The 26,090-nt window shown below is 44.5% G+C and carries 25 protein-coding genes; 15 read left to right on the plus strand and 10 right to left on the minus strand.

The genetic code is table 11. The annotated features are described in order from the left end of the window. Position 1 precedes the first annotated feature (1 nt). From ACZ5ZC_RS01870 to ACZ5ZC_RS01880, 3 genes are read left to right on the plus strand one after another with little or no spacing between them, the layout of a single operon-like run. Complete coding sequence (locus tag ACZ5ZC_RS01870) at positions 2–790, plus strand: ABC transporter permease (RefSeq protein WP_464931705.1); 789 nt, start codon at positions 2–4, stop codon at positions 788–790. Beyond that, a complete protein-coding gene (locus ACZ5ZC_RS01875; RefSeq protein ID WP_272165187.1) occupies positions 787–1,806 on the plus strand; it encodes an ABC transporter ATP-binding protein in 1,020 nt (339 codons plus the stop codon). Before ACZ5ZC_RS01870 ends, ACZ5ZC_RS01875 begins: the two co-directional genes overlap by 4 nt. 2 nt (positions 1,807–1,808) lie before the next feature. Further along, the gene (locus ACZ5ZC_RS01880; protein WP_054866944.1) at positions 1,809–2,468 is read left to right on the plus strand and encodes an HAD family hydrolase; all 660 of its coding nucleotides are present in this window, start codon (positions 1,809–1,811) and stop codon (positions 2,466–2,468) included. A 533-nt stretch (positions 2,469–3,001) separates the two neighbouring features. Here the strand turns inward: ACZ5ZC_RS01880 and ACZ5ZC_RS01885 are convergent. From ACZ5ZC_RS01885 to ACZ5ZC_RS01900, 4 genes are all read right to left on the minus strand, one after another. After that, positions 3,002–3,835, minus strand: a complete 834-nt coding sequence (locus ACZ5ZC_RS01885) for a DNAase (protein ID WP_256898444.1) — start codon at positions 3,833–3,835, stop codon at positions 3,002–3,004. Between the two features lie 389 nt (positions 3,836–4,224). Continuing rightward, positions 4,225–4,491 carry a hypothetical protein gene (locus tag ACZ5ZC_RS01890; protein ID WP_046873807.1) on the minus strand — a complete coding sequence of 89 codons (267 nt, stop codon included), beginning with the start codon at positions 4,489–4,491 and terminating at the stop codon, positions 4,225–4,227. Positions 4,492–4,833: 342 nt separating this feature from the next. Next, entirely contained in the window at positions 4,834–7,986 is a 3,153-nt protein-coding gene (locus ACZ5ZC_RS01895) for an efflux RND transporter permease subunit (protein ID WP_464931706.1), read from the minus strand. Positions 7,987–7,999: 13 nt separating this feature from the next. Next, a complete protein-coding gene (locus ACZ5ZC_RS01900; RefSeq protein WP_464931707.1) occupies positions 8,000–9,157 on the minus strand; it encodes an efflux RND transporter periplasmic adaptor subunit in 1,158 nt (385 codons plus the stop codon). Positions 9,158–9,675: 518 nt separating this feature from the next. Between ACZ5ZC_RS01900 and ACZ5ZC_RS01905 the strand changes: the two genes are divergently transcribed. Together ACZ5ZC_RS01905 and ACZ5ZC_RS01910 are read left to right on the plus strand one after the other, a co-directional pair. Continuing rightward, positions 9,676–11,193, plus strand: a complete 1,518-nt coding sequence (locus ACZ5ZC_RS01905) for a phospholipase D family protein (RefSeq protein WP_464931708.1) — start codon at positions 9,676–9,678, stop codon at positions 11,191–11,193. An 89-nt stretch (positions 11,194–11,282) separates the two neighbouring features. After that, positions 11,283–11,870: a class I SAM-dependent methyltransferase gene (locus ACZ5ZC_RS01910; RefSeq protein WP_048624748.1), complete on the plus strand. Its 588-nt coding sequence runs from the start codon at positions 11,283–11,285 to the stop codon at positions 11,868–11,870. A gap of 50 nt (positions 11,871–11,920) precedes the next feature. Here the strand turns inward: ACZ5ZC_RS01910 and ACZ5ZC_RS01915 are convergent, their stop codons facing one another. Beyond that, positions 11,921–12,391: an ASCH domain-containing protein gene (locus ACZ5ZC_RS01915; protein WP_048624747.1), complete on the minus strand. Its 471-nt coding sequence runs from the start codon at positions 12,389–12,391 to the stop codon at positions 11,921–11,923. Between the two features lie 200 nt (positions 12,392–12,591). Between ACZ5ZC_RS01915 and ACZ5ZC_RS01920 the strand changes: the two genes are divergently transcribed. Then, on the plus strand, positions 12,592–13,437 hold the full coding sequence (locus tag ACZ5ZC_RS01920) for a tetratricopeptide repeat protein (RefSeq protein ID WP_005392681.1): 846 nt from the start codon (positions 12,592–12,594) through the stop codon (positions 13,435–13,437). A 13-nt stretch (positions 13,438–13,450) separates the two neighbouring features. Beyond that, positions 13,451–13,846 (plus strand): DUF2391 family protein, encoded by a 396-nt coding sequence (locus ACZ5ZC_RS01925; RefSeq protein ID WP_005373896.1) that lies wholly within the window; start codon positions 13,451–13,453, stop codon positions 13,844–13,846. Between the two features lie 9 nt (positions 13,847–13,855). Here ACZ5ZC_RS01925 and soxR read toward each other — a convergent pair whose 3' ends face one another. Beyond that, a complete protein-coding gene (gene soxR / locus ACZ5ZC_RS01930) occupies positions 13,856–14,287 on the minus strand; it encodes a redox-sensitive transcriptional activator SoxR (RefSeq protein ID WP_005392679.1) in 432 nt (143 codons plus the stop codon). 201 nt (positions 14,288–14,488) lie between these two features. Between soxR and ACZ5ZC_RS01935 the strand changes: the two genes are divergently transcribed. The 5 genes from ACZ5ZC_RS01935 (at position 14,489) to fusA (ending at position 21,186) form a co-directional block, all read left to right on the plus strand. Further along, positions 14,489–15,697, plus strand: coding sequence for an MFS transporter (locus ACZ5ZC_RS01935; protein WP_464931709.1), 1,209 nt, complete (start codon positions 14,489–14,491; stop codon positions 15,695–15,697). Positions 15,698–15,837: 140 nt separating this feature from the next. After that, a complete protein-coding gene (locus ACZ5ZC_RS01940; protein WP_464931710.1) occupies positions 15,838–16,719 on the plus strand; it encodes a LysR family transcriptional regulator in 882 nt (293 codons plus the stop codon). Positions 16,720–16,820: 101 nt separating this feature from the next. Further along, a complete protein-coding gene (gene dgcN, locus ACZ5ZC_RS01945; protein ID WP_464931711.1) occupies positions 16,821–17,825 on the plus strand; it encodes an N-acetyltransferase DgcN in 1,005 nt (334 codons plus the stop codon). Between the two features lie 50 nt (positions 17,826–17,875). Then, entirely contained in the window at positions 17,876–18,868 is a 993-nt protein-coding gene (dgcA, locus tag ACZ5ZC_RS01950; protein WP_464931712.1) for an N-acetyl-D-Glu racemase DgcA, read from the plus strand. A gap of 293 nt (positions 18,869–19,161) precedes the next feature. Further along, a complete protein-coding gene (gene fusA / locus ACZ5ZC_RS01955; protein ID WP_170892174.1) occupies positions 19,162–21,186 on the plus strand; it encodes an elongation factor G in 2,025 nt (674 codons plus the stop codon). A 71-nt stretch (positions 21,187–21,257) separates the two neighbouring features. On the opposite strand, the gene ACZ5ZC_RS01960 is transcribed toward fusA, so the two are convergent. Further along, positions 21,258–21,452, minus strand: a complete 195-nt coding sequence (locus tag ACZ5ZC_RS01960) for a hypothetical protein (protein ID WP_005392673.1) — start codon at positions 21,450–21,452, stop codon at positions 21,258–21,260. A 210-nt stretch (positions 21,453–21,662) separates the two neighbouring features. Between ACZ5ZC_RS01960 and ACZ5ZC_RS01965 the strand changes: the two genes are divergently transcribed. Beyond that, positions 21,663–22,457: a phosphotransferase gene (locus ACZ5ZC_RS01965; RefSeq protein ID WP_182033273.1), complete on the plus strand. Its 795-nt coding sequence runs from the start codon at positions 21,663–21,665 to the stop codon at positions 22,455–22,457. Here the strand turns inward: ACZ5ZC_RS01965 and nqrM are convergent. Genes nqrM through ACZ5ZC_RS01980 form a run of 3 tightly spaced genes read right to left on the minus strand, consistent with a single transcriptional unit; the run spans position 22,435 to position 23,448 of the window. Next, complete coding sequence (nqrM, locus tag ACZ5ZC_RS01970) at positions 22,435–22,644, minus strand: (Na+)-NQR maturation NqrM (RefSeq protein ID WP_054866942.1); 210 nt, start codon at positions 22,642–22,644, stop codon at positions 22,435–22,437. The two genes, ACZ5ZC_RS01965 and nqrM, sit on opposite strands and share 23 nt — an antisense overlap. Before the next feature lies 1 nt (position 22,645). After that, a complete protein-coding gene (locus ACZ5ZC_RS01975) occupies positions 22,646–23,161 on the minus strand; it encodes a NifB/NifX family molybdenum-iron cluster-binding protein (RefSeq protein WP_054866941.1) in 516 nt (171 codons plus the stop codon). Then, positions 23,158–23,448, minus strand: a complete 291-nt coding sequence (locus ACZ5ZC_RS01980) for a DUF134 domain-containing protein (protein ID WP_048625148.1) — start codon at positions 23,446–23,448, stop codon at positions 23,158–23,160. Before ACZ5ZC_RS01980 ends, ACZ5ZC_RS01975 begins: the two co-directional genes overlap by 4 nt. A gap of 502 nt (positions 23,449–23,950) precedes the next feature. Here ACZ5ZC_RS01980 and ACZ5ZC_RS01985 point away from each other — a divergent pair. Together ACZ5ZC_RS01985 and ACZ5ZC_RS01990 are read left to right on the plus strand one after the other, a co-directional pair. Beyond that, positions 23,951–24,850, plus strand: a complete 900-nt coding sequence (locus ACZ5ZC_RS01985) for an ABC transporter permease (RefSeq protein ID WP_046873819.1) — start codon at positions 23,951–23,953, stop codon at positions 24,848–24,850. After that, positions 24,843–26,072 carry a quaternary amine ABC transporter ATP-binding protein gene (locus ACZ5ZC_RS01990; RefSeq protein ID WP_395207783.1) on the plus strand — a complete coding sequence of 410 codons (1,230 nt, stop codon included), beginning with the start codon at positions 24,843–24,845 and terminating at the stop codon, positions 26,070–26,072. Before ACZ5ZC_RS01985 ends, ACZ5ZC_RS01990 begins: the two co-directional genes overlap by 8 nt. Positions 26,073–26,090 lie beyond the last annotated feature (18 nt).

Genomic DNA, 26,090 nt, shown 5'->3' on the forward strand with positions numbered 1-26,090 from the left:
CATGAACAACGTTAATACTCGATTCCATAAAACGGTGGTTTATTCCATTGTTGGGATCATGCTCATCCCGATTTTAGCGACCTTTGTCTATTCGCTTTCATCACGCTGGGGCGCCACGGTGCTTCCGGATGGTTTCACTTTTGATTGGTACGTTAAATTGCTGACCGATCCACGCTTTTTGCAAGCATTTGGGCGTTCGCTGTTTATTTGTATTGCTTCGCTAACCCTCAGTGTGATTCTGGTTCTGCCAGCGATATTCGTGGTGTTTTACTACTTTCCAAGGCTCGACAGGCTCATGAACGTACTAATTTTGCTACCATTCGCTGTACCACCAGTGGTGTCATCCGTCGGCTTGCTTCAACTTTATGCTGACAGTGAAATATCTCTTATCGGTACCCCTTGGATTTTAATAGGCACTTACTTCACCATCGCGTTACCGTTCATGTATCGTGCGATTTCCAATAGCTTCGAAGCAATTAACCTCAATGATTTAATGGACGCGGCACACTTACTAGGGGCAAGCACAACCAAAGCGTTCTTGATGGTCATTTTACCTAACCTCAAGAAAGGGCTGATGGCATCGCTTTTCCTTTCATTTTCATTTCTATTGGGAGAGTTTGTGTTCGCCAATATTTTAGTCGGCACACGTTATGAAACCCTGCAAATCTACTTGTATAACATGCGTCAGACGAGCGGCCACTTTACGTCTGCCTTAGTGATGACCTACTTCCTATTTATTTTTTTACTGACTTGGTTGGCAAGTCGTTTCAGCCGAGGAGTCAAACAATGAGCTACGTAGCAGCGAAAAATCTGACTAAACGTTTTGGTGATAACACTGTATTTGAGGACATTCACTTTAACATCGAGCAAGGTGAATTCATTACGCTTTTGGGCCCTAGCGGTTGTGGTAAATCGACGCTACTTCGCAGCCTTGCTGGGCTTAACCCTGTCGATGGAGGCGAGATTTGGGTAAACGGAGAAGATATCACGCATCAAGCCCCGCAAGAGCGTGGTATTGGGATGGTCTTTCAATCGTATGCTCTGTTTCCCAATATGACCGTTGAAGGCAACATTGCATTTGGCTTAAAAATGAAAAAGCTTTCGAATGATGATATTCGACGTGAAGTGGCTAAAGTCATTAAACTGGTGGATCTGGCAGATAAAGAAAGACACTATCCGCATCAACTTTCTGGCGGTCAGCGCCAGCGTGTCGCACTCGCTCGAGCGTTGGTGGTGAAACCTCGCATATTATTGCTTGATGAGCCACTTTCTGCGCTTGATGCCAAAATCCGCAAACACCTTCGTCAGCAAATCCGAGACATTCAGAAAGAGATGAATCTCACCACTATCTTCGTAACTCATGACCAAGAAGAGGCGATGATTATGTCTGATCGTATCTTCCTAATGAGTAAAGGAGAAATTGTTCAAGCAGGAACACCTGAAGAAATTTATACTCATCCTGCTAACGAGTTTGTGGCCGGTTTCATGGGACACTACAACCTTGTAGAAGCCAATAAAGCCAAGCAACTCTTCAACATTGATACCGAATGGAAAGTAGCGATTCGCCCAGAGTCTATATATGTAAAAGAGCAAGGTCGTCAATATGATAGCCACATCTCAGCGCCACAAGTAGGTACGATCACCAACCACCAGCTTCTAGGTAATGTTATTCGCTATCAAGTGAACGTTGAAGAGTGTGAGCTCACTGTTGACTTGCTTAACCGCTCTTCAGAACGCTTACTAGCGAATGGCAGCCAACTAGAGCTACTCTTTAACCTAAACGAAATTCAACCAGTGAGAGCCTAAACATGTCCAAACCTTTGTATGTTTTTGATATGGATGAAACCCTAATAAACGCTGACTGCGCAATGATTTGGAACGAGTTTATGGTTGAGAGAGGCATCGCGACTGATCCTTTATTTATTAAGGAAGATCAGCGTCTAATGGCCTTGTACTCTGAAGGCAAAATGGACATGGAAGATTACCTAGCGTTCTCCATGAAGCCACTAGAAAACATGCCGATTGAAGAAGTAAACGCCTTGGTTGAAGAATGTGTTGAAAGCCATATTCTGGCTAAACAGTTTCCTCAAGCCAAAACCCTGATTGAGCAACTGTCTCGTGATGGTATAGATATGGTTATCATCTCTGCCAGCGTCACTTTTTTGGTGGAAGCCGTTGGTCGCCGTCTTAATATTCCAATCGCACTCGGCATCGATTTAATCGAGAAAGACAACCGTTATACTGCTGAAATCGACGGTGTCCCTAGTTATCGTGAAGGTAAAGTCACGCGCTTAAAACAGTGGCTAGAAAATCAGCCTGAGCCTTATTCTGAAATCCATTTCTATACCGATTCAATCAACGATTTGCCTTTATGTGAATATGCAGATTACACCTACCTTGTAAATCCATGCCCACGCCTCAAAGAACACGCGAATCGATCACATTGGACGCTATTACGTTGGAATTAGCCTTCGGTCTTTATAGCAATAAAGGGCAGCGAACTGCTGCTCTTTTCCTTTAATTGCCTGGTTATACGTGAACTCAAATTTGAGACCATCGAAAAACAAACACACCAGTAACAAAATGGCGTAATCCATGTCGAATTATTAAAAATAATGAAGATTTAGCAGTGTGATATGACAAGATTTATATAACCAAAATGGATAAAGAAAGGGCCATCTATATCTCATGATGTATTCAAATTCGAAAGTCAAGCATTTCAGGAACAATAGAACAACACATTCACAATCCAGACTAACGATAATGAAAACATTGATTGAAGAATTAACATTTTAACAATCATTGCAACAATGTTAACTTTAGCTCCGTTGGTCGCGCTGGTGGTAAGCCTCTCACCAAGCCTATTGTCAGTTTTATATGGACGTTCGACCACCTCCAAAATGAATAGACACCCAATTTGGTGCCCTTTATTACGCCCGCAGAGGAAATTCTTTGCGGGCTTTTTTCTTTAAGTTGAAAGTCAGAGCGCACAGGATCAATTCTATTTGGTCAATCTCTCTACCTTGGAGGTAGTATACGAATCAACAAGCGGAGACAATTCTAGTAACTCTAACACCTTTTTCTCAAAGGTTTCATCAGCACTTCTCACCCAATCTAAAAACTTTTTTTGAGCAAACATAGGCTCGATTTCGTATAAAAACTCGATACTAAAGTAAAACTCATTTTTGATATGCAAATTGTAGACTCTTCGATAGTCCTTCTTATACTCCAAGTTACCTTCTACGTATTTTGAGTACGTTTTCTCTCCAACATCAATAGCCTGGCATTTAATTGGGGGATAGCCGCGAAGAAACTCTCCTACGAGAAACTCTTCTTTCGCTCTCTTTTTTTCTTCGTTTATCGGCTCTAATCCCCAGCGATGATTTGCGTAATCGTTAGCATCATTCATCATCTCTGTATGATCTCCTTTCTTAGATCCTTCAGGAGACTCTAGAGCATGATAAAACTCCACATACTCTTTTTCTATGAATGAAGATAATTGATTGACAGATCTAATATTCTCATTGGCAGACTTGATCCTTAGTCTAATATATAAACCACCTTGTTTATTTATAGGTAATAGAGGGTTTAATATTTTTTTTTGAAATGAGAAATAAATAGAAGCCAATTTTATTAACTTTTCATGCCGTTCTTCTTTTGAGTCAACATCGAATTGTTTTAACTCCACAAGATCTTGGTATACATGCCCTTCATATATATTGTTCGGACACTCAAATGACAATACTAAGTCATCTATCTGGAATACATTATGTAGCAAGTTTGAAAAATCTGGTTTTCCTCGAAAGCCATCTTTACAAGTTTTAATAAGGCCCATATTTCTAACTCTTGTTCTTTAAATATGCATCAATACCTTTAAACGAGAGCCTGCAATATGAGTTCTAATTCAAGTAAAGGTAAGGCACATACTAAGGTATGATGAAGGTCAAAAAGGAGAACGGATCTTTTCTAAATTTAAAATATCTAACATCGCCTCCAGTTTACTGAAATCTACACTTTTAAAAGTTACATCCGCTCCAGCGATAGCTCATCAAACACGCCAACGATTGATAATAAGCTTGAGGCTCTGAGACCACCTATGAAATGAGAAACAAAAAAGCCAGCCTTAAAAGGCTGGCAAGTAGAGCAACAAGGTCAGTGCTTACTGCTAACTAGCACTGAACTCGTATTGGATTCATTTTCGTCTGTTAGTCTCTTCATCGGCGGTTATGACTTGCTTGCTTTCTCTTTGTGGCACGTTACCTTTACTAACTGTTCTTGCTCATCTTTAATGTTTTTCACGATACGCTCATCGCGTGCGTGGATGGCATCCATATTCATTTGCTGAATATCTGCTACAGCTTCATGCTTCATTTCAGAAAAGTCCTGACGTAAATCTGAGCTCCACTCCTCTTTGTCTAAAGTGTTAGCAGCAGCGATTGGTGATGACATTACAACAATAAGACTTAGAGTAGATAGAAATACGCTTTTCATAATAAGCTCCTTGAGGATTAGCAGTTCGTTTTAGTTACAATTTATATATTGCACATACGATGCCAACTTTTATTTTGTTATTTTTCAATAACTTAACCAAGTCCGTATATTCATCATTATCTCCATCTGGTAAATTTCGCTAACCAAGTGTTAAATTAACCAAGGAAATCAAACACGCAAAAGGTATTCATAAAAAGAATAATTTATCAGGAGATTTTCTCGCTGTTCTTTCATCGAATAAATTACGTAACAACCCACTCTAGAACTGCTTTGAATCAAAATACAGAAATAAAAAAGCAGCCCGAAGGCTGCTCCTAATCGTTAACATCAAGCTTGTTAACTCTATGTATTTACTTCAACGCTCGACGTCACTGGCGACTTTCTGAAACGATTGATAAAGCGATGAATAAACCCCTTAATCGATCTGAAAATATTTTTAATATCTTCAAGCATTAAATACAAACAAGGCACCAGCACTAAAGTCAGAACCGTTGCGTACAACACCGCAAAGCCCAAAGCTACAGCCATTGGTATGACAAAACGCGCCTGCAAGCTCGTTTCAAACATAATCGGCAATACACCCGCAAACGTCGTTATTGAGGTGAGCGTGATCGCTCGAAAGCGTGCACAGCCCGCTTCAACCACCGCTTGTTTGATGTTCATACCCTTTTCTCTCACTTGGTTTACGTAATCTGTCATAACTAGAGAGTCGTTGATAACCACGCCAGCAGCGGCGATCAAACCAAATGTCGACATCATACTGATATCCAAACCTAGCCAGAAGTGGCCCCAAATCGCCCCAGTCAGACTAAATGGAATGACTGACATTACAATCAAAGGTTGGGTATAACTTTTTAACGGTACGGCTAACAAGATGTAGACGATGATCATGCCTGCAATAAAGAACAGAATCTGTTCATTACGCTGCGCTGCTTGCTCTTCAATATCACCACCCAATTCCGTTTTCACACTCGGGAAGGCTTGCTTCATGTCCGGTAAGATATTGTCGTCGATGACCTTCACTACTTCTTGAGGTTCAACCAATTCTTCGTCTATCGAACCATAGACATAAACGGTTTGATACCCGCCTTCACGCCGAATGCTACTCACGCCCGGCTGCTCGTTGATCTTAACCACATCACCCAGCATGACCTTCTTACCTGCTGGCGTGGTAATCACAGCGTAACGTAATGATGAGAATGCTTCACGTGTCAGTTGCGGGTAACGCACCATAACTTTGATTTCTTCACCATCACGAATAAGACGCTGTGCTTCACCACCGTAGAAGCTGCCACCCACTTGCTCTGCGATCATGGTGAGATCCAGTCCGAGATCGTACGCTACAGGCGCAAGAGAGAGGAGTACTTCTTTGCTTCCTGAATCAATAGAAGATGAAATATCGTATAACCCTTCTTCCTGCTGTAAACGCTCTATCAAGTAACGCCCGGCCTCGTTCAATTCATTAATATTAGAACCAAACAGCAAGTAACCAAACTCATCTCTGTCACCACCACCCGCGCTCTGCTCACGGATTTTGATGCTCTTCATTCCAGGAATAACTGGCATAGCTTCACGCCAACGTCGAGCAAGTTCAAATGTATTGAACGGGCGTAATTCCTCATCAACCAATGGCACCAAAACACGGCCTTCGGTGCGGCTTCGGTTGTACGAAAGCACATCACGAATCATGCCTTGACCATGCTCTGCGATGGTCTCTGATTCAATTTTTTGCATCACACGTTCGATGGTCTTAAGAGCGCTGATTGTTTGCTCACTTGAAACGGTATCGTTCATTTCAATAGTGATCGCAGGATAATCAGTAGGCACTTTAGGGTTAGGGATCACCCGAACATAATTCGCGTTGACCAAAGCCGCACTGATCAGCAGTAAACCGCAAAACACAGCAAACACGGTCCAGCGCCAATGCGTACATGTCGTTACAAAGTTACGATACGTACCGTTTACAAAGCCAAAAAAACGTTGGTTAAATCGGTCACGCCAGCCACCAGGTTTAACTGGCTTAAAGTGGGTATGTGCGAGGTGAGCAGGAAGGATTAACTTTGATTCAATCAAACTGAAGATCAAACAAAGAATCACAACACCCGCGATACCATAGAAGAAAGCACTATCAATACCGCTAGACAACAAGAAAGGGGCAAACACGGCAATTGTGGTTAAAACGCCAAAAGTAGCTGGCGTGGCAACACGTTTGACACCGCGAACCACATTTTCGACGCCACCGCCTTTTTCTTCAATTTCGCTGTAGGCGCTCTCTCCCATCACGATGGCGTCATCGACCACAATACCGAGCACCATAATGAAGGCAAAAAGAGATACGATGTTTACCGTGATCCCTAATGCAGGCATCATCATCACCGCGCCAAGAAAACACACTGGCAGCCCAATCATTACCCACATTGCCAAGCGAAAGCGCAAAAAAATGGTCAGCATAATCGCCACTAGAGCTGCGCCTTGCAGCAAGTTTTTCAACATCATGTCGAGACGACCATTTAAATAATAGGTCGTATCCACTAAGACTTTGAGCTTAACGTCCTGCGGTAATGTCTTATTTTTTGCTTCGATATAATTACGAACAGACTCGGCAACAGGGATAATGTTCTGATCGCGAGTCGCTTCAACAGACATGTAGATCGCATTTTGCCCTGAGTACTCAAAGTAGCGCTCTTCTTCCGTAAAGCCATCTTTGATCGTGGCGATATCTTGCAGTAAAACCTTCGCACCATTTGCGCCAAGCTTTACAGGAATATTCCTAAATTCATCACCACGGTAGTACTGATTTTCAATCCTTACTGCGATCATCCCTGAGTTTGTTTTGACTTCGCCCGCAGAAAAGTTGGCAGAATAACGACTGATCGCGCTGCTGATATCGCTCAACGTCAAGTCGTATTTACGAAGAACAAGTGGGTCAACTTCAATCGCTATCTCTTCCTCTGGTGCACTCAAATACACCAACATGACATTTTTGAGTTGAAGTAATTCATCCTCGACTTGCTTAGCAATGGGTTTGAGCTCTTCAAGCGGTCGGTCCCCAACTAACCCCATTTCTATCACATCTTGACGCCACTCAACTTGGTAGACATTGATCGGTTCCATACCGGCAGGTAAGTTGGATAAAGTATCAATGCGTTGATTTACATCATCCAAGACACGCTTGATATCAGCATTAACGTCTACCTCGATAGAGACATACCCGCTACCTCTAGAGGCCGTTGAGACCGTTTTTTTAATCCCGGTGACATCTTTAATCGATTCCTCAACCTTAACGAGAATACTTTCTTCAATTTCTTGAGGTGAAGCGCCAGGATAAGTCGCACGAACATCAATGTAGTTCACCTCAATGTTCGGAAACATCTGCCTTTGAATAAAGAGAAAACTCACCACACCCATGATGATGATGAACACCATCAAAAGGTTGGCAGCGACGGGGTTATTCGCAAAATAAGCAATTAAGCCCTTTTGTTTAGTATCTTCCATGACAAACTCCTACTTACTGTACGACGGTTTCGGAGTCGTCACTCTTTTTTGCGATTTGTACCGCCATGCCTTTTTGAGGGTACTCCGGCAAGGTAAGTACCAACTTATCACTTTGTTCTAAGCCTTCCCCCACGAGTAAAAACTCACCTTCTGCTCTCAAGACCGTTACCGTCCGAGGTTGAAGTTGATTCTCACCATTCACTACCCATACCGTGCGATTTTTGACTAACTCCTGTGGCAGGCGATAGATATGCTTTAGCTCCTTGCCTGTGAAGCTCACTTCAACGTAGGAGCCAAATTTAATTGGAGGCTGCTGATTATCAATACCATATGGGTCAGCGATTTGAATGACCATGTTAATCATTCGGGTAGCGCTATCAATCATGCCTAAATCACGAACCACTCGACCTTCTCTAGTGGTAGAAAATACACCTTGCTGCGTCACTGTCGCAGTGAGATCACCAATGGATTCAGGTAAAAATGCACTATCAAAACCGGCGATTGGTACGTGCACCTCCGCCACTTCAATGTTGTTTAGCGTGGCAACTCGAGAGCCAGATGTGACAAATTGACCAACACCAATATCACGCTCAACAACCAGCGCATCGTAAGGTGCAACGACTTTGCAATTTTCTAAATCTCTTTTTGCTCGTTTGAGTGCCGCTTGAGCCGACTTCACTTGCGCTTGCGCGCTCAAAACGTGAGGCTTACGTAAATACAGGTCTGTCACTTGCTTATCGCTCAGTCTCTTGGCCTGACGTTTTGCCACTTCCGCTTTGGCTTGCTCCTCAATCAAGCTCGCACGTGCGCTAGCTAAATTGGCCTCGGCTTGCAAAACCGACGCTTCGTAGTTGTCACTTTCAGTCGTGAACAGCACTTCTCCTCGTTTCACGATCCCACCCGTTACAAAATTAGGGTGCCAACTTATCACTTCACCACTGACTTGCGCGGAAAGATGTGTTTTTTCAAAAGGGACTAACTCACCATGGCTGGTTATCACCACTTTATGATCGGTAGGAAAAAGAGAAGAGGCCTGAACGGTAGGCTCTGTAATGGCATCTTTGGTTGACTCTTTTTCCGGAGCTGTCGCGGCGATTGCAGCATATCCTGCATAAGATCCACCAACGACAACGAAAGGTAAAAGCCAACGTAATACGGGTTTTGCTAACATCGAAAATCCTTTTTTATTGTTGTTTTCATCACCATGCTTTTATTAAATCTTTGACTCCCTGTAAGCATGATGGTGAGGGAATTACATTTGAATAGACGTCAAAGCAGCGCGTACCTTGCTTTTTCGGTTGCTAACTACAGAGTTATTGCCAATTCAAAGTTAATAAAATTAACAAAAAATTAACTAACTTCGCAAGTTGCCCTGACTTAACTCTTCTTTTAAATAGCAAGGGACGTGCCAGGCATTTATTTATTAAAATTCAAATAGTTATTATTACTCAACTATTTTAACCAGTGTGCTATTGGTCATAATCACCAGATATTAGTGATTATGACCAATTCAGACACAATCATAATTAAAATAAATGATTATCTGCGTTCAAAAAGGTGAACTTAATCCCGAGAACATGACAATTCATTGATTAATAGCCCGTTATCCAACCTTGTTGGATGCACGCTGCGGCAACTTAGGTCTATAATTTCCGATAAGTAACACTCTGTAAGACAAGGAAATGTACTTTGTTACATACACTCGCTAAGCTACTCTTCCCTTCTTTATTCACAATTTTGTCGGCATGTTCATCCGTGTCATTGAACGATCCCAGTGAAAAATCCACTAGCTTCCAACTTGGGTATCAAGGTGACTCCGTGCTTGCACAGTACTTTGAAGCTTACGGGAAAGACCCAAAGTCAATAACTGGCTTTTCCCCGTTAAATCAAGGACACGATGCCCTTCTTGCTCGCACCTCTTTAATCGAGTCCGCACAAAAAAGCCTTGATCTTCAATACTATATTTACCGTGGTGACGAAACGAGTCAGCTAATAACGTGGCGCTTGTATGAAGCGGCAAAGCGTGGAGTCCGAGTAAGGCTGTTGCTTGACGATATGCAAAAGCGAAACGATGACGTGATGGCAGCCCTCAATGCACATCCTAATATCGAAATCCGCTTATTCAATCCGCATCAGTATCGCGATTCCCGCTGGTTCGCACTTGCTAGCGATTTTGAACGTCTTAATCGTCGTATGCATAATAAGTCTTTGATTGCAGACAGTGTTTCTGCCATTGTCGGGGGTAGGAATATCGGCAATGAGTACTTTTCTTTTGAATCACAGGTCGAATTTGGTGATTTTGATCTACTGCTCTATGGTGAGGCGGTACAACAAACTGCAGATCAGTTCGACCTCTACTGGAATAGCGCCTATGCGATACCAATGGAATGGATAACACCGGACTCACAGCAAATTACAGACCTGACGATTCAAAAGCAGGTCGACAAACTCCAGCTAGAGGAAAAGTTCTCAACCGGCCGTTATGACTTCACTAAACTGGATATGTACCAAGCTCTCAAACAAGGCAATCTCAAGCTCTACTGGGGAGAAGCAAAAGTATGGTTTGACTTACCCGATAAAGTTGCGACCCGAGAGAGCCAACTTATTGATAATTTAACGGAGCTGGTTAAAAGTGTTGAACATTCATTTGTTCTTATCTCCCCCTATTTCGTCCCAACCGAAGTCGGCACTCAAGCATTGAGTAACGCGGCCAAGCGAGGTGTTGATATCACGATAGTGACCAATAGTCTCGCCTCTAACGACGTGTTTGCCGTGCATGGTTGGTACGCAAAATATCGAACAGACCTGCTCGAAGCTGGGGTCAAGCTATGGGAAGTAAAAGCGAGCGCGAAACTCAAAAGCAAGTGGAGCCTCACGGGGAGCAGCAGAGCAAGTTTACACGCAAAAGCAATGACGATTGATGACAAAACTCTGTTTGTTGGCTCGATGAACTGGGATCCACGTTCAGCCGCTTTGAATACCGAAATGGCCGTTGTTATCGAACAGCCAGAATATGTGCAAATGTTTCTAGAACAACTGCCGAATCAATTGTCGAATAACGCCTATGCCTTAACTCTGCACGACGGAGACATTGTCTGGACTGACATAAAAACAGGCAAAGAATATGATTCTGAACCAGAGGCCGGAGTATGGCGAAAAATGGGCGCTTGGTTCTCCGGCATATTGCCAATTGAAGATCAGCTATAACAATTGCCAATGTTTCAAAACCTCCCCGATAAAGCAATACAAGAATGGACACTAGATTTGGGGAAACACAATAAATACAAGGAAGTTCAATGTCAGCACAATGGAACGAGTACTATCAGAAAATTTTAAACCAACCTCACCGCCCAAACGTAGAAAATGCCGTAAACCTACTGAAACTCGAGAGCAAAGTCGCTCTTGATATTGGCTGCGGAATAGGTCGAGACAGTCATTTTCTCCTCGAACAGGGGTTTAACGTTCACGCATTTGATAGCCATGAAGATGCAGTAAAAACTTGTTTAACACGCTTTGAAAGCCACAAGCGTTTCTCAATTTCACAGTGCTGTTTTACTGAGTTTGACTATCCTCAATGCAGCCTGGTTATCGCGAATGCCAGTTTGTTCTTTTGCCCGGACGAAGGCTTTGAGCAAGTTTGGACCAAAATAGACAGTGCCTTACAACCTGGCGGTATCTTTTGCGGTGATTTCTTAGGAGTAAAAGACTCCTGGGTTGCATCAGAAATGCATCCTAACATTACCGCATTAACGAAAAAGGAAGTGGAAAGTTTATTCGCGGATTACGAACTCATTTCATTGAATGAAAGAGATGAAGACGGAACCACGGTAGTCGGAAGCCCAAAACACTGGCACATGTTTAGTGTGACCGCTCGCAAGCGCTAAAAGCGGTCTCTCAAGAAAGCAGCACTTCAAATCAGTGCTGCTATCAGAGATTAATTGACTGGATACACCACTTCAAAACGCTCCAAAACTAGCGTACGTTTCTCATGCCAATCTATGTTCAACTCATCGCATTCAGCGTTAAAAAATGCATTATGCGCGTCACGCCACCAGTTTAACGTTCTATCACCTTCGCCTTCTGCGTAGGCAAACTCTGCGGTTACATCCTCATATTTGCATGTGCTGACATCAGTAATTCGTATCACACAAACGGGGTCCCCGTTCCAATTCGTGACGACTTGTAAATGGCCCACTTGTGGCATGCTTTCGCCATGCTCTCGATACCAAAGCTCCATACTGCAAGAGGCGGTTTTCTGTCCAATTCGAACCAAATCGGCGCATACGTTGGCGTTGTATTCATCGGCACAATAATAGTCAGCACTAACTGATGGTACGGCTGCTCTTTGTTCTGGTGATAATAATTTTAGATACTGCTCTAAGTAATCCTTAGCTCGCGCGTCCATGCTCACTCCATTAATCATAAATTCGCAAGGAGGATAAAAGATATCACGGCAAATAACCACCAGGAACAAACTGAAAAACAACAAGAATATGACTTTTACGTAGACGACAATTATTTCTTTTGTAATAACTTTGCTAAACGTTTGTGCTATTTGCTATTGTTGCATGGTCTATCTGTACTCTTCTCGTGAAAGGACGTTTTATGCGCTTATTTATTGGTATTTTTTTCTCGCTGATACTTGCCTTGCCGACGATGGCATCGGACGAAAAGTATTCAGAATCGGATCTGTTAGATAGACCATTAATGGAACGCTATATTTTAGATGAGCTAAAAGCACTGCGTCAGGACTATCAGAGCCTAGAAAAACGAATGATCACAGAGATCACCGACCGCGAGCTGACGGTTGCGGATAAATCGTTGAACTATGCCAACGTGACCGTAACCTACTTCTTCTACATCATCGCAGGTGTCGCATCGCTGATCGCCTTTGTAGGCTGGCAATCTCTGCGTGAGTTTAAACACAACACCAAAGAGATGGCGGATAAACGATTAGAAAAGATCGCCCAAGAATACGAGAAGAAATTTGTAGCACTGGAGCGAGATTTAAAACGTAAAACTCGCATTATCAGTGAAAACAATAAAGAAATTGAGAAAATCAACGAGATCCATAACTTATGGTTGCGTGCGCAAAGCTCACAAACACCAGAGCAACGTATTGAAATCTATGATGAGATCTTGCTGATTCGCCCAGGTGATTTAGAAGCGTTGACTTACAAAGCAGACGCCGCGATGGAAATCAACGAATACCACTGGGCACTGAGCATCTGTAACCGCGTACTTGAAGTCGATTACACCAATGGTCCTGCACTGTATCAACGTGCTTGTGCATACTCTCGTCTTGGCATTGAAGAGCAAGCCATTGAAGACTTGGAACGCGCTATTGAATACAGCCCATCTATTCGTGACTTGCTTGCCGAAGAGCGAGACCTCGAATTGCTGCATGGTAACGAGCGCTTTGAAAAGCTCTTACACCTAGCAAACGAATAATGGAATGAGCAGCATGAGTAGTCACTTTAACTTAGAAGACGCCAGCCAAGTGTTGGTTGGCGCTTTTGCCCTCGCCGTCCCCATCTCTTTTTCTGAAGAGGCGTGGCGACTGGGTGAAAGCTTGCCAATGGCAAACCTGCTCATGCTGTTAAGCCTTTCTGTCATTTTCCTCAGTTTTTTCGCCTATCAAAGCGTGTTCCAAAGCCACATCAAAAATCGCGTATCCATTTTTATTTTTCGTGTGGTTATCGCGTACCTCATTGCGGCCGTTGTGGTGGCGTTAGTTCTTTTCTGTCTTGATAAGCTGCCACTAATGAATGAGCCTTTGGTTGCGATAAAACGGGTCATCGTCATCACAATGCCGGCGTCAATGGGCGCGATTGTGGTGGACAGTTTCGACAAAGAATAGGAATAACACCTACTCTTCTAACGTTAAGTTAGAACCCGAGTGGTCTTTGCCTAACACATCTTCTGGGTTTCGCAGTGCGCAGGTTTCTAACGACAAACACCCGCAGCCAATGCATCCGCCCAAATCGTTTTGCAGGGCTTTGAGCTTTTGAATTTTTTGCTCCAACTGTTCATGCCAATGGCTCGCCATGACTTCCCATTGCTGTTTGTTTGGCGCTTGATGTTTCGGCAGCTCATCTAGCGCATGTTTGATTTCTTCTAACGACAACCCCACTTGCTGCGCCGCTTTAATCACCGCAACACGGCGCAAAACGCTACGGTGGTAGCGGCGCTGATTGCCTTGATTTCTCCAGCTCGAAATCAGTCCTTTTTGTTCATAAAAATGCAGGGCAGAGACCTTCACTCCGGAACGTTTTGCCACTTCTCCTACACTGATTTCCATCCTTGACTCCCTGTGTATCAATTTTGTTAAAAAAATGCATTACCTCAAGTTTACTTGAGGTTTTAAAGTTGCACCATCTTAATTAACGCTAAACCCAGATGGTCTCGAAATAATGCGTTCGGAATGAACAAGTTTGTTGACAAACACAGCACCGTTATAAGCCAACGTTTTGAAATCCAAAGGGAACTTGAGGCAAACATAATGAAAAATAAAACTCAGCCGTACTTAGCTGGCCGCTTCTTCGACAGTATATCCTCTGGCTTGTTTATGATGGCACTGCCATGGGTCATGCTTTCCGAGCCCCAAATGGGCACATTCGTCGCTTTAGTTTCTCTGAGCTGCACCGCGATTTCTTTTCTGGCAACGCCTTTCTTTTCCACTTTAGTTGACCGACACTCACGCAAAGCACTCCTCGTGCTCAATCAATGGATTCAATCGGGCATGGCTTTGGTGGTGTTCATTGCATATTGGTTGGGTTTTGAGTCCCACTGGCTGCTGGCTTTTGCGCAATTGGTGTATTGGGTTTCGAGTAACTTTGCATGGACGACCAACAACGCCTTCACCCAAGAAAATTATCAGCATCACGAATACGCAAAAATTTCGGGTCAGCAAGAAATTGTAATGCAATCCACGACCCTAGGAGCTGGTGCGTTGGGTATTGTTTTGCTTGAAATGTGGGGAATGAAAGAGTTTGCTTTGTTTGCAGCCAGCGCATCCGCTTTGGCGGCGATGTTTTATATTCTGACGCCGTATACCCAACAATTAAGGGCATCAAAATCTGTCGCTTTCATCGCACAACTCAAAGAGAGCCAACAAATATTCCGTCTCGACCCCCGCTTTTATGGCTTTATTCTGCTCTCTTGTCTCTCTTATCCTGCATTGACGTATTTGAGCAAATTGGTGCCGATTTGGTTTTCTGAACAAGGCATCTCTGGCGATTGGTTTGCAGGGTTCAACATCAGTTTTGGTCTCGGCTCGTTGCTAACTGGTTTCATTGTCACCAAAGTGCTGAGTCGCGCCTCCCATAGCCACATTATGTTTGCTTCGATGGTTATAGTATCTCTAGCGTTTATCGGAATGAGTTTTGCGATAAGCCCGCTGACCATCTTATTGTTTACGGCTCTGTTTGGTGTGTTTAACGCGCTAAATCGCATTGCGAGAGTCAACTGGATGCATCACACCGTAGCGGTTCATCAACGTGGTCGTGTTGATGGCGGCATCAGCATGTTTTCCACCACCATTCAATCTCTCAGTTATGTATTAATCGCGATGTTGAGTCATTACGAGCTAACACAATACGGTTTTGCAATAGCAGCTGTTGTCATGGTGTTAGCAGTGGTATTGATGGGATTACTCAGCCGAGACGTCGAGCCGTTTAACGATCTGCCCCTTCATGCGGCTGCAAAGTAAAGCGGTATAAATAGATATGACGAAAAGGAAGACGACCAACATCGTCTTCCTAATTTTCTACACCAGCACTTTTTTCCTCTATCGCTCATCAGCAAGGTTGGGTATTCTGAGGCGACCAACATGAGAAGAAGGAATTCGCAGTGAACTTAAGACAATTGGAAGTCTTTTACGCCATTATGCAAGCAGGAACGGTGTCTGGTGCTGCTCGCTTACTGCACGTTTCCCAGCCCAATGTCACTCGAGTTCTCGCCCATACAGAGCAACAACTGGGCTTCGCTTTATTTGAACGCGTAAAAGGTCGCCTCGTTCCCACTCAAGAAGCCAAAGCCTTATTGCCAGAGGCAGAAAAAGTCTATCAACAACTCGGACAATTTCGTTCCCTGACCAACAAAGTCAAACAGGGAACTCAACATTTACGAGTCGGTGCCCCGCCTGTTTTGGCTGCGCACTTGTTAGCGCCGACTGTCGCGTTGTTGTCGAAAGAGCACGGTATCTCCTTTGAGCTATTAACGGCCAATCGCGATGAGCTGTGCTCTGGGTTGCTGAAACATGAATTGGATGTCGCTATCGCTTTTGGTGAAGAAACACCACCAGCGCTTATGGGGCACGTGTTATTGAAAGAAAACTTAGCACTGATCGCTCCTAAAAGCGCAGCGATACCCGCAGAAAAAACCGTCATTTTAGAAGAACTCATCAGTGACGATTTATCCATTATCGGTTTAGATAGCCGAGACCCTCTGGGCTTATTGTTGCATCAAACCTTGTCAGCGCGTGAAGAGCATTATCAACATGCCATCACCGTGCGCAGCTACTCCGCAGCGGCTGAACTGGTGAAACACCAAGCAGGGTTCGCCATTGTAGACCCATGGACTGCAAAACAATATCGCCAAGATAATGCCGTCTCCGTGCATGCTTTGGAGCCAAACATGTCCTTCTCTGTCTCTATTTTATTCGCAGAGCACACGCCTCAATCCATTGCGACAAAGCAATTTATCACCGCCCTAAAACAACAGATGGTTTAAAGGTATAACTTGAAGTTATATCTGCCCAACAAATAAGCATTCGGTTTCCTAAATCAGTCTGGCTACATTAGTGAGCAATAACGATGACGAAGGGAACCATCATGCAAATTGCTCAACCTTACCTACTCTTTCTTGGCGATGTAACCGATCCACTCGCAGCAAAAACTGCGCGTGGCATTTACCAATGGCGACCTGAGATTTGTCTTGGCCAAATCCGCCTGACGCCAGAAACCGTATCGCTTAGTTTAACCGACATGACACTACAACAAGCGCAGCAGCAAGGAGCAAAAACGCTGGTGCTTGGCACAGCAAACCCGGGGGGAGTCATTCCCGAAACTTGGCAAGCTACCTTACTTGAAGCGGCAGAAATGGGATTTGAAATTGCATCGGGCATGCACCAACGTTTGGCGGAATTTGCTCCTCTTGCAGATCTAGAACAACGCGGATTAACCAAACTATATGATGTTCGCCATTATGATGCCCCGCTCAAGGTCGGCAATGGCAAAGCTCGCGCAGGCAAGCGAGTACTTACTGTAGGAACAGATTGCTCCGTTGGCAAAATGTACTCTGCCCTTGCCATTGAACACGCATTAAAGCGTAAAAACTGTCGCGCAGAGTTCAAAGCAACGGGTCAAACGGGAATTCTCATCGCAGGCAGTGGCATTTCAATTGATGCCGTAGTTGCCGATTTTATCTCCGGCGCAGTAGAAGCGATCAGCCCCGACTTCACCGACCACGATTGGGACATCATCGAAGGGCAAGGTTCGTTATTTAACCCTTCGTTTGCTGGCGTAAGTTTGGGCTTACTTCACGGCGCACAAGCGGACGCTCTGGTACTGTGCCATGAGATTGGTCGCCCGCACATCCGCAACTTACCACATGCGAGTTTGCCAACCATTGAACAAACGATAGAAGCGAATCTGGCCGCTGCTCGCCTCACAAATGCAAAAGCTCAATTAGTGGGTATTTGCTTAAACACTTCGGCGATCAGCGAAGAAGATGCAGCCCAGCTATGCCAGGATTGGAGCGACAAATATCGGGTGCCCGTCACCGACCCTGTGCGTTTTGGCGTAGATGCGGTTGCAGATAGGCTCCTTACGATTTAAGAAACATTTACGGTTTAGAAAATAACTGCGGTTTAGGGAAAACTAGTGAGATGAAAATTCATGTAGAACCCGTCACGATTGCTATGGCGACACCATTTCGCATCTCTCGCGGCAGTCGGACAGAGTGCCACGTAGTCCGCGTGACAATTGAACACCGAGGCATGATCGCCCAAGGAGAATGCACGCCATACCCTCGTTATGGTGAATCAGTTGAATCGGTAATTAAGGCGATTTCTCACGCCGCGCATGAACTGCAAAGTTTGTACGCCAAAGGTGACGCTGATGTGATGGCTCTCAAAAGCCAGCTTCAATCGTTATTGCCCGCAGGAGCGGCAAGAAATGCGTTGGATTGCGCCCTTTGGCATCTTCTTGCGCTTTTGAGCCACAAGCAACAAGTTCACGACCTCTTTACGTTACCTGAGGCGATTGTGACGGCGATGACGGTTTCTATCGATACGCCGCAAGCGATGGCAAAACAGGCGCAAGCTTACCTTAGCCAAGGCGCAAAACTGCTAAAGGTAAAACTGGATGGTGAAAACGTGATTGAGCGCGTTGCAGCAGTACGCGATGCCGCACCGCACACGCAAATTGTCTTAGATGCGAATGAAGCGTGGCAAAACCTCGACCTCGCGACGGTATTTGATCAACTCGAACCGTTTAATATCATCATGATCGAGCAACCGCTGCCACAAGACCGTGATGAGGTACTCGCCAGCATTCCGCACCCCATTCCACTTTGCGCCGATGAAAGCTGTCACACCAGAGAGCAATTGCATCAACTGCTTGGCAAATATGAAATGGTGAACATTAAGCTAGATAAAACGGGCGGGCTCAGTGAAGCATTATTGCTGGCCGACGATGCAAAAAAACTCGGTTTTAGCCTCATGTCCGGTTGTATGTTGGGGACGTCGCTGGCGATGCGTGCTGCGTTACCCATTGCTGCTCAGGCGAGCGTTGTCGATCTTGATGGCCCGGTGTTGCTCGGACAAGATATAACGCCGAGCTTAGTTTATCGCGACGGCGAAATCGTTCTTTCCAAATAGCCTAAACAATCCAGAGGTTTTGCTCCAAAAGTCAGAACCTCTGAGTTTATGATCTCGATTAAAAAACAATCAGCCCCATCATGAAATAAGTCACATAAATTATATGGTTATTACGGCATGCTAAGATTACAGTAGTCCAATAAGGTGGTCTTATGCATCGAGTCATCCGGAAAATGACATGGAAGACGAATAGGCGGTAATCCCGCCCTACTCCAATGCAGTGCGTGGGTTTCTCTAACAACCCACTTCCTAGCAATTCGTAGGTTTTTCACGCCATCTTGCAAGGAGGCTCTATGCCTATAAACAAAATACGCAATATCGCTTTCGTCGGCCAAACCGGGACCGGTAAAACCACGCTGATAGAAAAACTGCTCTTCACCTGCGATGCCACTCACCATTTAGGCAGCGTAGAAAAAGGCGATACCGTTACCGACTTCGACCCTCAATCCATCCAATATCAACACAGTATTGAAGCAACGCCAGTCGCACTGCGCTGGAATAAACATCGACTCAATATCATCGACACTCCGGGACAAAACGAGTTACTTGGCCGTACGATCAGCGTTTTTCCTGCCGTTGAAACATCCGCCCTTGTCATCGACCCTCAAACACCACTAAACCAAACTTCCGATCGCTTATTTACCTTTGCTAAAGAGCAGCAAAAATGTCAGATGATCATCATCAATAAGCTCGATAACCACGGTCATCAGTTAGAGAGATTGATGGAGAACATCGTTGAGCATTTTGGTGACCACTGCTTGCCGATCAACTTACCTTCGGCTGACGGGGAATCTGTAGTTGACTGCTATTTCGAACCAGAATTGGGACGAGAAACCTTACTTGCAACGGTAGATGAAGCTCATGAGACCTTGATTGACCAAGTTATCGAAGTCGATGAAGAACTGATGGAACTGTATCTGGAACAAGGTTCCGAACTCACCGCAGAGCAACTGCATGATCCGTTTGAAGAAGCACTGAGAACTGGACATGTGATTCCGGTCTGTTTTGTCTCAGCACAAACCGGCGCGGGCGTCGAGCTTCTGCTTCGTACCTTGGCGGAGATCATGCCCATGCCAAACGAAGGTAACCCTCCTCTATTGGAAAAGAACGGCAAAAAAATCAAAGTAAATTGCGAAACCTTAGAGCACACCGTCGCACACGTGTACAAAGTCAGCGTCGACCCATATATGGGAAAACTTGCCTACTTACGTGTGTATCAGGGTGAAATCAATGCGGGCAGCCAGCTTTATATTGGCGAAAGCAACAAGGCATTTAAAGTTGGGCACTTATATCAACTGCAGGGCAAAGATAGAACCGAGATCCCTCGCGCGCTTGCCGGCGACTTCTGCGTTTTAGCCAAAGTGGATGATCTCGAATTCGATTCAATCGTTCATGACTCTCACGAAGAAGATGGTGTTCAACTCAAGACATTGGACCTTCCTGACTCCATGTATTCTTTGTGCTTGAAGCCTCTTAAGCGTGGAGATGAGCAAAAATTAGGCGATGTACTGAATAAAATCGCCAGCGAAGATCCTTCGCTGCGCATCGAACATCGCGCTCGCACCAACGAAACCATCATCAGCGGCCAAGGGGAGTTTCACCTCAAAGTCGCATTAGAAAAGATGGCGAACGTGTACAAGCTGGACGTCGAAACCTGCCAACCAAGCGTCGAATACTTTGAAACCATCACTAAACCTGCCGAAGGGCATTATCGACACAAAAAACAAAGTGGCGGTGCAGGCCAGTTTGGTGAAGTGCAATTGAAGGTTCGCCCACTCGAGCGTGGCGCCGGATTTAAGTTCATCAACAAAGTGGTGGGTGGCGCCATTCCAACCGCGCTCATTCCTGCTGTTGAAAAAGGTATTTTGCAAGCGTTAGAGGAAGGTGCGATTTCTGGCAACCCAATTAAGGATGTGGAGGTCACGGTTTATGACGGTAAATATCACTCCGTCGATTCGAAAGAAATTGCGTTTGTCATCGCAGGTAAGAAAGCCTTTTTAGATGCGATCAACAACGCTGATCCTATTGTGCTGGAGCCCATTGTCCAAATGGAGTTACACGTCCCAACCACAAACGTCGGTGACGTGTCTGGGGATTTGTCAGGTAATCGAGGATTAATAGAAGGCACCGAACCGATTGATAGCCAATTCACGTTGTTGAAAGCCAAATCGCCAGTAAACGAGTTGCAAGATTACGCTCGTCGATTGCGAGCTATCACGGGTGGTGAAGGCAGTTTTAGTATGACTTTAAGCCATTACGAGCCCGCGCCACCAGCAGTGCAAAAACAAGTCTGCCAAGGCAGTGCTCAACAAGGTTAATTCCCTACGATTCAAATCAATCAAATAAAAAAGCGCCCTCAAAATGAGGGCGCTTTTAGGTAAATTAAAATTTATTTATCGAGAGACAAACCGATCTGACTGATTTTATTTTCAAACTCTTCGATGCTGTTCGCTTTGTAAGTCGGAGCACCGTTAAAGTAGCGCGGTTTCTCTGGCAGCATCGCATTTTTCAGCTCTTGTTCTTGATCGACATTGTCATGATAAACCGTTACACGATTTGGAATATCCTGCTTTATTACAGCCATATTGGTTCTCCTTGTTTAAATCGAATATTAAGCGTAGAACGTGGTTAACGATGCGTAAAAGCCACTGTGTAAAATTTAGACACTAGCGACAATTTTATACTCAAACCATTGCATTATTTTGTTTCAATGTTCTCTTTAAGTATTCTTGGCGCACACACCTTTCGCGTTTAAGGTAAGTGAAGGTTCCACCATCAAAAGACAGGATGTCTCATGTCAAAGCAAGAGCTTAACCAGATGGGCAGTGCCAAAGTTTATCTGGTAGAAAAACACGGCATTTCATTCATTGAAAAGCAGCAGGTAGAACAGGTTGAGGTCGCTTTTTATCAACACCAGGCTAAACCATTCAATGAACTTGGCATTCTTGTACCTGAGCTCATTGATTACGATCACCAACAAAATACGTTACGAATCGAGTATATCCCGCACTCTGTCAATCAAGAATTCCTGCTTGAAGAGCCGCGCGTGATAGAACAACTAGCTAAAATACATAGACTATCTCCGACATCAGACGGTGTTTATCATCCTCATCAGTGGACACAACCAGCCACTTCCCAAGCTTTAAACACGCTCAAACTAGACGCAAAAACAGAGCGGTTCTTTTATCAGCTACAAGAGCAATCCGGCCCGCTTTTCAACGCCAAAAATTTGATCTCTGGAGACACCAATGCCGGGAACTGGGGGCGACGAGATAATGGCGATTTGGTGCTGTTCGACTGGGAACGTTTTTCGACAGGGCATATCGCGATAGATTTAGCGCCACTAGTCAAAGGCATGGGCACATTCGAAGATTATCTTGGTGTGGCGCATACCTATACCAAGACTGCAAATCAAGGCGATGCGAGCAATTTAGCAAGAACGATTGCAATAGCTAAAACGTGGATGGTGGTAGAAGTGGTGAACATACTGGTCTCGAGACAGAACCCGCAGACCAGTAAATACATTGACTGGTTTAAACACACCTTACCGAAATGGGCAAAAGATCTTAGCGCTCAGATGACGAGTTAGGTTCGGATATTTGATACAAACGTCTTGCAGGCTCTGCACAAGAGGTTTCACAATTGCACACCTTATCAACACCGACATTATTCAATCCGCCACAACTCCCTTGAATACGCTTGTTGTGGAAAATGACGCCAAGCGACATCAACAAAATGATTGCGAGAAAACCAAGAAAGGTAAATAACCAAACCATATTAACCTGCCTTATTAGCCATCGTCTTTAGCCTAAGTATAGCAGGGCGAGATGTCACTTTAAGTAGCCCTGCTGGTGCTTTCGGTCTTGCCAGCAAGGAGGGTTTGGATTTTTTGCCACCACAACCACAGGAACCGCAACCGCCTTTTGGCTTGTGAGCATTTTTCTTATGATTGTTTGAGGGACGACCTTGAGACGGCTCAATGAGAGGCTCTCTTGGAACCGAAAGTACATCTTCCAATGAGCTACGGGTAGAAAGCCTGAATACTTGCGTGTCACTACGAAGTAATTTGGCTAGTGCGCGTTCACCGATATTTCGTACAAGTACAGCATCCACATTGTACTCTTGCAGAGACTGAATTAGCTGAGACTTCGCATTGCAACCTGCTTGTGGCATCGAAGCAATGTTCGCTAAGTTTTTTAGGATACCGTCAGTATCAGAATAAATAGCAATATATGGTGCTTTAACAAAGTGGTTTGCCACCCGCTCACCATCATTAGGAATAGCATAAATCATAAGTTTGACTCCTCATCCGGAAAAACTAATGCATGACCTTCAACTAAACTTTTTGCGACTTTCAATCTTGCACTTTTTACTGTGTTACCAAAAGTTTGTCTAGAGACGCCCATCTGATCAGCAGCTTGCTGCTGGCTAAGCCCCTCTAAATCGGCCAAACGCAGTGCTTCTAGCTCTTCTGGTAATATGGCGACTTGCTCCAACTGATGAAATGGCACGCCATTGGGTTTGAAACAATGGTGTGCAGCACGTCCGCATATTCGTCTTTCTATCTTTGGTCTTGCCATCATTATCCCTCGAAAACACAGGGTCAAATTACGCCTTAAACTGGCATATGCCAATAACATTTTTAGCATATGCCAATAAACTAAGTTTGCAAAAATCGACACGATAAATACGTAAGACATCAGGATTAATTAGACATCTAAGAATTGACAAACTTTGGTGACAAACGAGCAAAAAGATCAATTCTAATTATCTAGATAATAAAAACGTTAGTTTGCGCAGACTTTTCATACAAATACGCGCTAATGTATTCATTTTATTGGAGAAGAAAAACTATAATCCGATCAAATCATTCATTTGAACACTAATGATTATTTTATTAAAAGAGTGTCTCCCTAAGTAACTATAAAGTGCAGGTCGACTGCATTGAAATGAGCCTAAAGGGTAAAACAATAGATGGAGGACCTATCGAACCACCAATCATTACTTGGTCTACGATCCCAGCCATTCTTGCTGAATCACGTCTCTTGAGGGCACCTAGATATATCAGAAAAGGAAGTAAATATGTCTGATTCGAATTGGCTCAGCGAATTCCCAGAAATGGATCGCTCTGATCTTAGAGCGATTCGCAAAACACTCGATGGCGCCTACCGAGATTTCTCTCGTGAATATGGTGAACTTATCGAGTCTCTCTTTGATCCGCTCCTTTCATTTCTTGTCTGGTTTGAAAAACTGCTTATTTCAACACCTTGGGTCGTTGTTTTAGGCGTCTGCACCGCCCTCGTTTATGCCGCTAGTCGCTCTTGGAAACTGGCTATCGCATGTTTTGGCTCACTTATCCTGATTGGCTACTTCGGCATGTGGGAAGACACAATGCGCACGCTCAGTATTATCACGGTGTGTACCATGCTGGCAATCACACTCGGGATCCCTATCGGCATCGCCATGGCGCGCTCTAATCGTATTCAGTCTGTTGTGACGCCATTACTCGACGTCATGCAGACCATGCCGGCATTTGTGTACCTCATCCCAGTTGTTATGTTACTCGGGATCGGCAAAATTCCTGGCCTCATCGCAGTAGTAATCTACGCGATTCCACCTGTTATTCGTTTAACTAATTTGGGTATTCGTTTGGTGGATAAAGAAGTGTTGGAAGCCGCAACCGCATTTGGTGCCAGCAGTAAACAGCGGCTTTTTGGGGTCCAACTTCCGCTCGCAATGCCAACCATCATGGCGGGAATCAACCAAACGATAATGATGGCACTGTCGATGGTTGTCATCGCATCGATGATTGGGGTAAAAGGTTTGGGCCAGCCCGTTCTTAAGTCGATTACCAATCAATATTTCACTCTTGGTCTTTTAAATGGTCTAGCCATTGTCGCCCTAGCGATTCTTTTCGACCGCGCTTCACAAGCGTATGCGAAACGCACTCAAGCCCATCTAGGAGATTTAAAGCATGACTAGTCCACTTATCGAAATCAGCGGTCTGTATAAAATCTTCGGCCCCAAACCCAACAGCGTGATTGAGCGCGTCAAGTTGGGACATAGTAAAGAACACGTGTTGGCGGAAACGGGGCACACGGTCGGGCTAAAAGACATCAACCTCCAAATTAAAAAGGGCGAGATTTTCGTCATCATGGGTTTATCCGGTTCAGGTAAGTCCACCATGATTCGCCACTTCAATCGCCTAATCGATCCAACCATGGGACAGATTTTGGTGGAAGGGGTAGATGTCATGCAGCTTTCTAACAAGGAGTTAGAGCAGTTTCGTCGTCATAAGATGTCGATGGTGTTTCAACGTTTTGGCTTACTGCCTCATCGCACTGTTATCGACAACATCGCTTACGGTTTGGAAATTCAAGGAATAAGTAAAGAAGCGCGCTTATCAAAAGCAAACGAATGGTTGGATACCGTTGGATTAACGGGTTATGAGAACCAATACCCCGCTCAGCTATCAGGTGGTCAGCAGCAACGCGTAGGCCTCGCGCGAGCATTGGCAACCAACGCCGAAATACTGTTAATGGACGAGGCATTTTCAGCGCTGGACCCACTGATTCGGAGCGAAATGCAGGATCAGTTAATAGAACTGCAACAGCAGTTACACAAAACGATTGTTTTTATTACTCACGACTTAGATGAAGCACTGCGCCTTGGCGATCGCATTGCGATCCTTAAAGACGGTGAGCTTGTGCAACAAGGTTCACCAGACGAAATATTGCTGCATCCTGCCGATGAGTACGTTGAAGCCTTTGTAAAAGACGTCAATAGAGCGCGAGCATTGACGGTTGAGACTGTTATGCAGCCACCTTCATATCGCATTGCCGCTAAAACCATTGAAGAAGCGCTCAGTGAGATGAAACGTGTTAAACGTAATTATGCTTATCATGTGACCGATGCAGGCTATCAAGGCGTGATAACGCAACAAGGGTTACTAGACGCGACTAAGTTAGCTCAAACCCCAAGCTGGGATGATGATATCTATGAAGAAGTGCCTATCATCTCTCCCCATTCCGCCATTGAGCAAATATTGACTGAAACCATGTCGTGCGAATACTCACTGCCCGTTGTCGATGAGCATGGTCATTTGAAAGGTGAACTAGAGCGTCGTACTGTTGCTGATCTATTCGCTTATGAAGACAGCACAAAACGAAGCACCTCACGTTCAAACATCGATAAGGCCTCTTAACTGATTTAATAAAACAGC

Source organism: Vibrio sp. JCM 18905 (assembly GCF_055393305.1).

What these genes read in the sequence shown, in the direction of transcription:
- ACZ5ZC_RS01980 (WP_048625148.1), bottom strand. Translation starts at nt 23,448, where the DNA reads ATGGCAAGACCAAAGATAGAAAGACGAATATGCGGACGTGCTGCACAC.
- fusA (WP_170892174.1), top strand. Translation starts at nt 19,162, where the DNA reads ATGCCTATAAACAAAATACGCAATATCGCTTTCGTCGGCCAAACCGGG.
- ACZ5ZC_RS01975 (WP_054866941.1), bottom strand. Translation starts at nt 23,161, where the DNA reads ATGATTTATGCTATTCCTAATGATGGTGAGCGGGTGGCAAACCACTTT.
- soxR (WP_005392679.1), bottom strand. Translation starts at nt 14,287, where the DNA reads ATGGAAATCAGTGTAGGAGAAGTGGCAAAACGTTCCGGAGTGAAGGTC.
- ACZ5ZC_RS01910 (WP_048624748.1), top strand. Translation starts at nt 11,283, where the DNA reads ATGTCAGCACAATGGAACGAGTACTATCAGAAAATTTTAAACCAACCT.
- dgcN (WP_464931711.1), top strand. Translation starts at nt 16,821, where the DNA reads ATGCAAATTGCTCAACCTTACCTACTCTTTCTTGGCGATGTAACCGAT.
- dgcA (WP_464931712.1), top strand. Translation starts at nt 17,876, where the DNA reads ATGAAAATTCATGTAGAACCCGTCACGATTGCTATGGCGACACCATTT.
- ACZ5ZC_RS01965 (WP_182033273.1), top strand. Translation starts at nt 21,663, where the DNA reads ATGTCAAAGCAAGAGCTTAACCAGATGGGCAGTGCCAAAGTTTATCTG.
- ACZ5ZC_RS01880 (WP_054866944.1), top strand. Translation starts at nt 1,809, where the DNA reads ATGTCCAAACCTTTGTATGTTTTTGATATGGATGAAACCCTAATAAAC.
- ACZ5ZC_RS01870 (WP_464931705.1), top strand. Translation starts at nt 2, where the DNA reads ATGAACAACGTTAATACTCGATTCCATAAAACGGTGGTTTATTCCATT.
- ACZ5ZC_RS01885 (WP_256898444.1), bottom strand. Translation starts at nt 3,835, where the DNA reads ATGGGCCTTATTAAAACTTGTAAAGATGGCTTTCGAGGAAAACCAGAT.
- ACZ5ZC_RS01990 (WP_395207783.1), top strand. Translation starts at nt 24,843, where the DNA reads ATGACTAGTCCACTTATCGAAATCAGCGGTCTGTATAAAATCTTCGGC.
- ACZ5ZC_RS01900 (WP_464931707.1), bottom strand. Translation starts at nt 9,157, where the DNA reads ATGTTAGCAAAACCCGTATTACGTTGGCTTTTACCTTTCGTTGTCGTT.
- ACZ5ZC_RS01895 (WP_464931706.1), bottom strand. Translation starts at nt 7,986, where the DNA reads ATGGAAGATACTAAACAAAAGGGCTTAATTGCTTATTTTGCGAATAAC.
- ACZ5ZC_RS01935 (WP_464931709.1), top strand. Translation starts at nt 14,489, where the DNA reads ATGAAAAATAAAACTCAGCCGTACTTAGCTGGCCGCTTCTTCGACAGT.
- nqrM (WP_054866942.1), bottom strand. Translation starts at nt 22,644, where the DNA reads ATGGTTTGGTTATTTACCTTTCTTGGTTTTCTCGCAATCATTTTGTTG.
- ACZ5ZC_RS01915 (WP_048624747.1), bottom strand. Translation starts at nt 12,391, where the DNA reads ATGGACGCGCGAGCTAAGGATTACTTAGAGCAGTATCTAAAATTATTA.
- ACZ5ZC_RS01960 (WP_005392673.1), bottom strand. Translation starts at nt 21,452, where the DNA reads ATGGCTGTAATAAAGCAGGATATTCCAAATCGTGTAACGGTTTATCAT.
- ACZ5ZC_RS01920 (WP_005392681.1), top strand. Translation starts at nt 12,592, where the DNA reads ATGCGCTTATTTATTGGTATTTTTTTCTCGCTGATACTTGCCTTGCCG.
- ACZ5ZC_RS01985 (WP_046873819.1), top strand. Translation starts at nt 23,951, where the DNA reads ATGTCTGATTCGAATTGGCTCAGCGAATTCCCAGAAATGGATCGCTCT.
- ACZ5ZC_RS01925 (WP_005373896.1), top strand. Translation starts at nt 13,451, where the DNA reads ATGAGTAGTCACTTTAACTTAGAAGACGCCAGCCAAGTGTTGGTTGGC.
- ACZ5ZC_RS01875 (WP_272165187.1), top strand. Translation starts at nt 787, where the DNA reads ATGAGCTACGTAGCAGCGAAAAATCTGACTAAACGTTTTGGTGATAAC.
- ACZ5ZC_RS01890 (WP_046873807.1), bottom strand. Translation starts at nt 4,491, where the DNA reads ATGAAAAGCGTATTTCTATCTACTCTAAGTCTTATTGTTGTAATGTCA.